General features: G+C 50.2%; 10 protein-coding genes. 1 reads left to right on the plus strand and 9 read right to left on the minus strand.

The genetic code is table 11. The features are described from left to right. Positions 1-828 (plus strand): glycoside hydrolase family 116 protein (locus KKF06_02610; GenBank protein MBU1616661.1); only part of this gene is annotated, 828 nt, incomplete at its 5' end. Here KKF06_02610 and KKF06_02615 read toward each other — a convergent pair. From KKF06_02615 to KKF06_02655, 9 genes are all read right to left on the minus strand, one after another. Then, positions 822-1982 (minus strand): hypothetical protein, encoded by a 1161-nt coding sequence (locus KKF06_02615; GenBank protein ID MBU1616662.1) that lies wholly within the window; start codon positions 1980-1982, stop codon positions 822-824. The genes KKF06_02610 and KKF06_02615 overlap by 7 nt on opposite strands. Then, on the minus strand, positions 1982-3475 hold the full coding sequence (locus KKF06_02620) for a leucyl aminopeptidase (GenBank protein MBU1616663.1): 1494 nt from the start codon (positions 3473-3475) through the stop codon (positions 1982-1984). Before KKF06_02620 ends, KKF06_02615 begins: the two co-directional genes overlap by 1 nt. Positions 3476-3480: 5 nt before the next feature. After that, positions 3481-4038: a LemA family protein gene (locus KKF06_02625; protein ID MBU1616664.1), complete on the minus strand. Its 558-nt coding sequence runs from the start codon at positions 4036-4038 to the stop codon at positions 3481-3483. 40 nt (positions 4039-4078) lie between these two features. Then, positions 4079-4948, minus strand: coding sequence for a TPM domain-containing protein (locus tag KKF06_02630; GenBank protein ID MBU1616665.1), 870 nt, complete (start codon positions 4946-4948; stop codon positions 4079-4081). A gap of 6 nt (positions 4949-4954) precedes the next feature. Beyond that, positions 4955-5659, minus strand: a complete 705-nt coding sequence (locus KKF06_02635) for a TPM domain-containing protein (protein ID MBU1616666.1) — start codon at positions 5657-5659, stop codon at positions 4955-4957. Continuing rightward, positions 5656-6087 (minus strand): nucleoside-diphosphate kinase, encoded by a 432-nt coding sequence (locus KKF06_02640; GenBank protein MBU1616667.1) that lies wholly within the window; start codon positions 6085-6087, stop codon positions 5656-5658. Before KKF06_02640 ends, KKF06_02635 begins: the two co-directional genes overlap by 4 nt. Beyond that, complete coding sequence (gene argH, locus KKF06_02645) at positions 6053-7441, minus strand: argininosuccinate lyase (GenBank protein ID MBU1616668.1); 1389 nt, start codon at positions 7439-7441, stop codon at positions 6053-6055. Before argH ends, KKF06_02640 begins: the two co-directional genes overlap by 35 nt. Then, positions 7438-8769, minus strand: coding sequence for a hypothetical protein (locus KKF06_02650; protein ID MBU1616669.1), 1332 nt, complete (start codon positions 8767-8769; stop codon positions 7438-7440). Before KKF06_02650 ends, argH begins: the two co-directional genes overlap by 4 nt. Then, a partial coding sequence (locus tag KKF06_02655) for a PAS domain S-box protein (GenBank protein MBU1616670.1) occupies positions 8766-10042 on the minus strand: 1277 nt, incomplete at its 5' end. The genes KKF06_02655 and KKF06_02650, both read right to left, overlap by 4 nt.

Here is a 10042-nt window from a genome sequence, read left to right on the forward strand (position 1 = left end):
ACAATCTCTGGCCATGGTTATACTCCAAACGTGGTTACTCAATGGCTGGCGGCTCTGCAAGCGGCCCAAAACATGGCGACGCTGTTGGGAGATAATGAAACCGCGACAAGATACGCCGACTGGCACGCGGCCGGAATCCCGGTATTAGACCTGCTCTGGAATAATGAAGGTGGATACTACAATGCCTTTTTCTCTCCAACAACCGAGGGAATTAATGCCAATGTCCATTCCGACATGTTTTTCGGCGACTTCTACGCTTCAATGACCGGACTGCCGACCGCCGTTTCTGATGAGCGAGCATCGCGTTCACTGCAAACTATCTACAGGACCAATGGGGAAGCTTGGGCTATGGTCGGCAACCATGGGCCGCTGGGATTGGTAAATCTTCGCGGGTCTAATGGAGACCCCAATCGGACTGAACAGGGAGACGAGGGGTGGACCGGCACTATGCTTCTGAACGCCGCCCACCAGATCAGGCTGGGACAACAAACAAATAACCAAGACCTGGTCCGCAAAGGTTGGAATATCGTGCATGGCTTTTATAATGTTGTTTACAGTTCAAGTCCAGACAGCCAGCATTGGGAGTTTCGGACCCCTGAAGGGTACGTCAATCCCAGTGACATGAGGTATAACAATGCCAGCCGGCCTTACGGCAATGAAACCGGCCGGGCCCCTAAATATATGAGGGCCCTGGCAATTTGGGCGGTTTACGCGGCGCTTAAAGATAACCAAATGCCGTTTAATATTTATGAAAACAAGATCGCTAACGTTCGAGATACTTTCCCCCTCCCTTTTGAAGGAAGAGAGCCGGTTTGCCGGAGTTATTGACCGGTAATCGGGAACAAGATCCTGATATCGGAAACTTTATCGAGCGCAGTATCAGCCCATTTGGGGAGTGATTTGTTCCTGTCTAAGGAGAGCGATGGCATCGCCTGCCAGTTCTCTTCACCGGTATATTTAACCTCGACTAAAAACCGGCTCAACAGTTTTTTCTCCCAGTTTTCATCGTCAAAAATGTCGCTTGCCCGGTAAGAGGGCTGAATAAAATAGCGAAAGAACGGCGCGATCCCTTCCAGCGACCCACTCCCCACCAGCGGTGGACCGATCACCAGCCACTGGGTCTTTTCTCTGACATATTTAAGTTCGGAGCCGTGCTCGGCCGGGACCATCTGGAAGCCGCCGATCTCTCCCAGCGGCGAGGTTGAGACGTCAATAACGCCGGCATGGTTGGCTCTGATCCGCCCGGTCGAAGCGTACACCGTCCCTTCAAAACGGCCGACCCCAACCACCGGCCGCAAAACGGTAGCGATCGTTCGATTTCTTCCGCCAAGATATTTGATCGTTATCTTCCCGCCAAAATTGTTTTCAAAATCGATCTCAGTCGGATAATCGGCCGGCCGCTTTACCATTATGGTAAAAACATCGCCAATCGCCGGCTGGTAATCAGGGGTAATTGGGTAAAGGTAATCCGACTGTCTGGAAAAGAAGACCCTGTTGCCGACAAAGGGAGCGGAGCCGCCGCCAAAGAGCTCCGTACCGGCTGGAATATCGGTGTAAATTGAAGAATCCGGACTTAGATAAGAATCGTACGCTTTGGGAGGGCGAAGCTGTTCTTTCGGCAAGAGGCTAAATATTATCCCTTTGCCGCTTTTTTCGTCATTACTGGTCTTGACGTGGATCGCATTGACCGCGGTCGCGGCAACTTCGCCATCCCCAACCCACCGCGAGGCGGCATAGCCATCGCGATTGACCCTGGTCGTTGGGTATAAAACATGGCCGATCAACTGCCATCGCTTCTGCGCGTCGAGACTGACCTCGATCGACCCCCCCGCGACGTTAACTATCTTAACCCGATAGAGATACTGTAATTTCGGGTCGTTTTCCGTCGCCAGTTGAGAAGGGATCCCATCTGTCGAAAATACGACGGCAACAAGAGGAAGGCTCAATGAAACCCACAAAAGCAGCAGCCAGAACTTTCTCATCACCCTTGCCTGGTAATATATTCGATCAGGGTCCTGACCGGCACGCCGGTCGCCCCTTCCGGCAGATACCCATTTGCTTTGTCTAGATGAGCGGTCCCGGCAATATCAAGATGGGCCCAGGGGAGCTCTCCGACAAACTTGGCCAGGAAAGCGCCTCCCGATGAAGGCGAGGCCTTGCCGGTCTCTGAAGTATTTTTAATATCGGCGATCCGGCTCTTTAACGCTTCCTTGTATTCATCATACAGGGGGAGCTGCCACATTTTTTGGCCGCAGCGGTTGCCTACTCTGATAATATGATCGATAAACTCCTGGTCGTTGCCGATCACTCCGGTCGCGGCATCCCCCAGAGCGACAATGCACCCGCCGGTCAGGGTCGCGATGTCAATGATCCGGGTCGCGCCGCGCTGTTTTGCGTAGGTAATAGCGTCGGCCAGGATCATCCGCCCCTCCGCATCGGTATTTAATACCTCGATCGTGTACCCCGACAATGAACCAACCACATCCCCCGGCCGGGTCGCGTGGCCCGAAGGCATGTTCTCGGTCAGCGGCATAATGCCAATAACATTACATTTTGGTTTCAGGTCCGCAAGAAGGCTCATCGTCCCCAAAACAGCAGCCGCCCCCGCCATATCGGTCTTCATCTCCCCCATTTTCTTTGACGGTTTGAGGGAGATCCCGCCGGAATCAAAAGTGATCCCTTTGCCGATCAGCGCCAGCTTTTCTTTGGAACGGGGATTCCCCGGATATTCGATCGCCACCAGCTTCGGCGGCTCACTAGACCCTTTGGCGACCGCCCAAAGCGCTTCCATCCCCACCTTTTTGGGATCAACAATGGTGCATTTTAATTTGTTTATCCTGGCAATGTGTTCGGCAACTTTGGCAAAATTGGTCGGGGTCATTTTATTTGACGGGGTGTTGACCAGATCGCGAGCATGGTTTTCCGCTTCAGCAATGATCCGCCCCAACTCAACCCCTTTTTTGATGGCATAGACCTTGGCCTTGTCATGATCAACCAACACCAGGGTCTCGATCTTATGGTCCGGTCTTTCTTTCTCTTTGGCGTAACCGGCAAAATTATAAACACCCAGGACTGAACCTTCGACCACAGCTTTGGCCGCCTCTTCCGGTTCTAATCCCCCGATCCCCGCCCCATGAATAATGGTCGCGACCGTTTTTGCCCTGATCTCCAAGGCTTTTTTGATCGCCGCGGCCGACGCGGTCCTGACCGCGTCCAGATCAAAATCTTCGCTTTTCCCCAAACCGACGATCGCTACTTTCGTCGCTTTAACCCCCGGCAGGGCATGCAGCATGGTCACTTCGCCCAATTTACCACTGATCTCACCATCGCGCGTCAGCCTGCCGATCAGTCCACCCAACGCCCTATCGACCGCGCCTGTCGCTCCGCCCGGTTGTTTTATTCCGGCAAACTCGTTAACCACCAGCAAGTCGCATTTAAAGTCCACGATCGAGCCGCACTCAATTTTGATTTTCATCGGATTTAAAATTTAACCTTTGGGGCCTCTTTTGCCTCTCCGGGAGCGGCAAAGAAGATCTTTTCATGGTCAAAGCCGAACAACCTGACGACAAAAACGGTCGGGATCGACTTAGCGGTGACGTTGTAGCTTTGGACCATATCGTTATATCTCATCCTGGCGACGGCGATCCGGTTTTCGGTCCCGGCCAGTTCGTCCTGCAAAGCCCGGAAATTTTCCGAAGCTTTCAACTGCGGGTAACTCTCTACGACGGCCAGCAACCTGCCAAGAACCCCTTCAACCTGGTTAGCAGCGTTGATCCTCTCGGTGCTGTTCTTCGCCCCAGCCCAGGCGGAGCGGGCGGCGGCCACGTTCTCAAAGAGCTCTTTTTCATGGGTCGCGTACCCTTTGACCGTCTCGACCAGGTTCGGGATCAGGTCATAGCGGCGCTGGAGCTGGTTCTCTACTTGCGCCCAGCTCTGTTTTACCTCCTGGTCTTTGCCGACCAGTCCATTGTAAACTCCAACCGACCAGATCCCTAAGAGAACAATAACTACTAATATACCGATCAGCCACTTATTCATATGTGATCCTCCTTATAAAAGCTTTAAGCTTACCGCTTATTTACCAACTTCGTCCGGCTCCGCCGCCACCGCTCCGTCCGCCGCCAAATCCTCCACCACCAAAATTCCCGCCACCAAAACCACCAAATGATCCACCACCGAACGATCCACCTCCGGAGCCTCCACCAGGGATAGATTTGATAAAGAATGATAACACAAAACCAATTATTGCTCCAACTACCGCCCCAACGACCCCAGCAACGGAAAAACCGAAGAAAGCGCCAAAGGCCAAGCCCCAAAGACCGGGAATGACGCTGGACAGGGCCAAAGCGACAAAAAGCAAAACAATAATCCCCAAGATCAACCAAATATCCGAGAACGAATCATCGTTTTCCGAATTAAATTGTTTTTTTATCCCCTGGTATTCATTGCCAAGTTCAACTTTTTGCGCGGCGGCGATCCGTTCGGCCAGAGCGGCCGCTCCGCGGTATATGCCGCCGCTGAAATCCCCTTTTTTAAAGTTCGGCATAACATAGGCATCCAAGATCTGTCCCGCCAGAGCATCGTTGATCGTCCCTTCCAAGCCGTAACCGACTTCGATCTCGACCCGATGGTCGTCAACCGCGACCAGGAGCAGAAGCCCGTTGTCTTTCCCTTTTTTGCCGATCCCCCATTTCTCGAACAATTTAACCGCATAGCTTTTCGGGTCAAGCGGCATGACTGTTTTCACCGTCACGATTGCCAGTTCTGCGCCGGTCTTTTGCTCAAGAAGCTGGCAGAGCTTCTCTGTTTTTTCAGCGGCGGCCGGCTCGATCACTCCGGCAAAATCATTGACAAATCCTTTAGCGGAAGGAAAAACGACTTCCCCTCCTCCGGCCGACATTAAAAGACCGTAAAACAAGACAAAAAAGATGACTAAAAAACGCTTCACGGCCAATTACCCCCTTAAACGAAGCAAGTTAAGCAGGAACGAGATCCCAGCCAAAACGATCATTCCAAGAAAGCCAAAAAAGACATAACCAAAGATCCCCCCCAGGGCAATGCTGTAGGTCATGGTATGGTCGCCAGAAAAAGCCAGTGGAGCCAAAAAAGTAAAGAGGAACAAGACGCTTAGAGGGAAGAGCCAGGCCAGCATTTCCGACCTGGGACTTTCCGGCAGCGGTCCGCTAAGGATCAGCTGGGTAACAGCGGTCGCGCCAAAGACCGCCGCATCTGAAAAATTCCCCCGGCTGAGTTCGCCGATGATCGAAAATTCCATGCTTTCTCTCACTTTTTCGTTTAAGACCGGGGCAACCCCTTCCCCCACAAAGATCCTGACATTCTGCTCCGCCCAGGTAATGATGATCAATATGCCGTGGTCAAGCTTTTTGTCTGACTGGCCGACATCCCAGCGGCTGTACAATTCTTCTCCGTAGCTGGTTACTTCGTTGGTATTTATGGAATAAAATGTGGCAACGCATAAGTTGACCGATGTGATCCGTTTCAGGGTCTCCGCCTGGCGTTCGATCTTGTCCTGTGCCGAAGGGGTCAGAACATGGGCATAATCGGAAACAACCCCCAGGTATGGGTAGTTTTTTTCGTTCAACGAGTTCGCTGGTCCCAGAACCAGCAACATTAACATGATCAGGAGCAAATTTCTCATGATCGCGAGAAAAATATGGCCAACTCGCGGCTGGCGGCGCCGGCACTATCAGAACCGTGGACCAAGTTCTTGATTATTCCATCATGATTAATAACTTCAGCCTCTTTCAAATCTCCCCGAATAGTCCCTCTTTCAGCCGCCAATGGGTCGGTGTCTCCCATCAACTCCCTGATCCTGGAGATCGCTCCTTCTCCTTCAACAAGATTGGCGACCACCGGACCTGAAGTAATGAATTTGATCAAGCCATCGTAGAATTTTTTCCCGAGATGAGGAGCATATAGCGATTCTGCCTGCTGGCGGGTAACCGAAACCTCACGGCTTTCAGCGATCCTTAGCCCTGGTTCGTTGGTCACTCTCTTCAAGATCTCTTCGACCAGGCCGCGGGCGACCCCGTCAGGCTTTATCATGAAGAAGGTTTTTTCGACCATTCTTGATCGCCTCCCTGACCCGCTTAGTTGCTGTTCCCCCCAGCAGATCCCGGCTGGCGATGCTGCTTTCCGCCGACAGGACCCGGGTCGAGTCATACTCAAAGTATGCCGAGAACTCTTTCAGCTGCTTGAGCGACATATATTCCAGCTGCATGTTTGATTCTTCGCAGTAAGCAACAATTTTCCCAACGATCTCATGAGCTTCCCTGAAAGGAACCCCTTTGCGGACCAGATAATAGGCCAGGTCGGTTGCCGTTAAAAACCCTTTTTTGACCGCCGCCGCCATGATCTCGGCATTGACCTTCATGGTTTCCAGCATCTCCGGATAAACCGACAGGACCCCTTTAACCGTATCCAGGGCATTGAACAGCGCTTCCTTGTCTTCCTGCAGGTCCCGGTTATAAGCGAGCGGCAACCCTTTCATCATGGTCAAAAGGCCGACCAGGCTCCCAAATACCCGCCCGGTCTTCCCCCTGGAAAGCTCCGCCAGGTCCGGGTTCTTTTTTTGCGGCATGATCGAAGAACCGGTCGTGTATTTATCCGACAGGGTGATAAAGTTGAACTCAAAGGAAGACCAGATGATCAGCTCTTCAGAAAATCTGGAAATATGCATCATCAACATTGAACAGGCATACACAAAATCAATGGCAAAATCCCGGTCAGAAACACCGTCAATGCTGTTCCTGCTTATCTTAGCAAACCCTAACTCCTTGGCCAGCAGATCAAGATTGATCCCGAAGCTGTTCCCGGCCAGGGCTCCTGAGCCAAGAGGCATGACATCGGCCGCTTTCTGACAGGCGAGGAACCGCTCCTTATCCCGCTGCAGCATTTCAAAATAAGCCATTAAATGATGCGAAAACAGGACCGGCTGGGCCCGCTGCAAATGAGTATATCCGGGCATGATCACCTTGAGGTTTTCATCCGCCAGGTTCACGATAACGGCTTGGAGCTTCTTGATCATAAAAATAATTTCGGTCGTTTCGTACTTGACCATGAGCCTGGCATCGGTCGCGACCTGATCGTTGCGGCTGCGGCCTGCGTGCAGCTTCTTGCCGATATCTCCGATCTTATCGATCAAGGCGGACTCAATGTTCATGTGAATGTCTTCCAATTCCGGCTTAAGTTTCAACGAGCCCTTCTCTATCCCTTTAAGGATCTCTTCCAACGCTTTGATTATTTTATTGCACTCTTGAGAACTTAACACTTTCGCCTTGAGCAGCGCCCCGGCATAGGCAATGTTCTGGACAATGTCGTGTTTGTAAAGCCTGACGTCATATTTTATCGAGCTGGAAAATATTTCTGCCGATTCGGCCATTGGGGTTCGGAAGCGCCCGGACCAGGGTTTCTTTTTCATTTGATCTTTTCCTCCAGTTCACTGATTTTCTTCTTTAATTCTATCATTTTCAGCTCTCTTTGCACACCTTGACGCTGGATCTGTTCAATTTCTCCGATCCTTTTTTCCAGATCTTGCCTGTCACTTTCCATCTTATGAAGCAGGATGCTCCGTTCTTTTGCTCTGGCAACCATCTTCTCTATGGCCGGCAAGGCCTGTTCATCAAAACCCAGGATCATTTTCGCTTCCGCCGATAGCCTGGAAAGCGCTTCTTCCTCAAAAGTGGTCGCCAGGCTTGCGAGTAATTTGCGCAATATTGTTTCCCTTTCAATGCCGATCTGGATCTCGCGCTGAAGGAACTGTTCGCTGACAATCTCCTTTTCCAGGCTGGTCAGGTCATAAACAACCACCACCACTCCTCCCCCATGGGGCAAAAACATCGCCGAAATATCTACCCACCGGTCCCGCAACCGCATCCTTTTTCCGTAAATCCGGTCTTTTTCAATAACCAAGCGAATAATTTCCTGGGCCTCCTCCGGTTTAAATATATACTGCTTATTCCCGCAATAGACAACCTGACCATTTAGATCATAAATAATTACCATCTCACCTAACGCGTTAATAATTTCATCGGCCGCTATCTTGGGATTGAGCTTAAACAACCCATGCTTAAAGATCGAATAAGCGATAATAATGACCGGTAAAATTACCAATATTGGACCGACTGAGGTAGTATCGATCGGTCCATAATATGGCAGAAATATATTAAAAAAAGTTACATTGGCAACCCCAATGATCAACGCGGCCAGTAAATAACCGATCCTCACTCTTTCCTGATCACGGGATTGGACATATTTTGAGAGCAAACGCAAGACCGCTAAAATTGGCAGAGTTCCCCAATAAACAAGAAAAAGAGGATAAAGAGGACCGCCAAGCACCTCTCCTAAATAAATAAAGGGAGGCGGCGCCGCTTGATAGCCGCTTAAAACATGATCGGTAAAGACCGCCAGCAAGCCAAAAAGCAGGCCTGTCCCGATTATCCCCCATTTGATCAGCGGGGGGAGGTCTTTTTCATCCGGAAAAGAAATGATCGAATAACTAAACACCGCGATCGCCACAGCGCCGAACAAATGCGAAAAACGACTGAAATATATTTGATCGGCCGGGTTTGGATCGAACATCCTAACAACCAAAGACAAAACCCATAAGGCTAAAAACACAAAAGTCGCCGCAATGTTCCGATTGGGCAAAGATGCGCGATTGTTAAGGTAAATAATTGCCGCCAGGCTGATCAACGAAACAGCCGATATTATTTTTCCGATCAGATCAAAATAAAATATTGAACTCATCTGTTTTTCAGCTCCGCATATTTCCTCTCAAGCTCTTGCAGGCGCTGTTCACGGTCAACCATTAAACGGTTTGACCTTTCTATCTCCGCTATTTTCTCCGTCATTTGTTTCCTTGTGTTCAGATTATTCGAGGTCAACTCCAAATAATCGCTGACAATTTGATAAACCGGGCGCAACGCATCCTCTACCAGTTTACCCTCATTCTCAACGATCTCTTTCCAGATGTTCTCCCCTTCCTGCCGACTGCAGGCAGCGGCAAACTTGTTGATCTTTTCAACGATGAGCTTTTCCCTGCGCAAAACAATGTTGTTTTGCGCGGTCATTTTATGGACCGCTTTACGCATTTTAACCGCCGGTGCCAGGTCCTTGGCCAAATAAATGAAACCCTGATCGCCGGAAAGTTTAAACATTTCCAGTTTCACCAAGGTATATTTTCCGTTTTTCTTCTTCAGGTTTGCTGTTTTTTCTTTCTCCGGAGAAAATAAAAGTTCAATAGCATGCCCGGCCAGGTCGCTGATATCATAACCGGTAATATTTTTTACCGCCGGATTAATGTATCTTATCTTTTTCTCGTTATCAACAATAAAAAGAGGGTCGTTCAAGGCATTCGTCGCCGCCTCCGCTATTTCTCCTTTGGTCACGCCAAAGATCGGGGCATAACGTAAAATGACAACAGCGGCAATAACAACTATGGCCGCGACCGAGACCAAGCCAAGCGGAACATAATTGCGCCCAATAAATATCAACCAATGGTCGATTATTTCTCCGACAACCGCCAGCAGGATAGTCGCCATGATAAATATTCCTGCCTGGCGGCGGCGATAATACTCTTTGGCTCCTTTATTGGTTATGATCAAATAGTAGAGCCCGACAGAAAGCAACCCGATAGTTAAGATCGAATTCAAATAATATCCCTGGCCAGGGACAAGGCCATAACCATAGTTATAGCGCTGATAACCGGAAACAACAATATTCGTTGTCGCGTAGAGCCAGAGGAACCCGGCGGTCAGCAAAGAAACAACCGGCCAATATTTGAATTTCCTTTCGGCAAAGGAAGCGGCAAAATATATATAGACCAGAAAAGTGCAGTACCAGCAGGCGGCCGTCAGCGGCCCGAGTATTTTCGCGGTCTGAAGATCAGGGGCTAAGCGGAGAAAGGCTTCCGCGATCGCCAATAAAAACACCGAAGTGGTAAGAAAAAAATAATTACGCCCCAACCCGGAATGGTAACGGGAAAAAAGAAATATTCCGATCAATAAGCTTACGCCGCCGC

The organism is Candidatus Margulisiibacteriota bacterium (genome assembly GCA_018822365.1).
Taxonomy (GTDB): domain Bacteria; phylum Margulisbacteria; class WOR-1; order O2-12-FULL-45-9; family XYB2-FULL-48-7; genus XYB2-FULL-45-9.

Bases quoted from the DNA above. Each gene is read 5' to 3' on its own strand.
- KKF06_02620 (MBU1616663.1), bottom strand. From the start codon at position 3,475: ATGAAAATCAAAATTGAGTGCGGCTCGATCGTGGACTTTAAATGCGAC.
- KKF06_02635 (MBU1616666.1), bottom strand. From the start codon at position 5,659: ATGAGAAATTTGCTCCTGATCATGTTAATGTTGCTGGTTCTGGGACCA.
- KKF06_02650 (MBU1616669.1), bottom strand. From the start codon at position 8,769: ATGAGTTCAATATTTTATTTTGATCTGATCGGAAAAATAATATCGGCT.
- KKF06_02640 (MBU1616667.1), bottom strand. From the start codon at position 6,087: ATGGTCGAAAAAACCTTCTTCATGATAAAGCCTGACGGGGTCGCCCGC.
- KKF06_02625 (MBU1616664.1), bottom strand. From the start codon at position 4,038: ATGAATAAGTGGCTGATCGGTATATTAGTAGTTATTGTTCTCTTAGGG.
- KKF06_02615 (MBU1616662.1), bottom strand. From the start codon at position 1,982: ATGAGAAAGTTCTGGCTGCTGCTTTTGTGGGTTTCATTGAGCCTTCCT.
- argH (MBU1616668.1), bottom strand. From the start codon at position 7,441: ATGAAAAAGAAACCCTGGTCCGGGCGCTTCCGAACCCCAATGGCCGAA.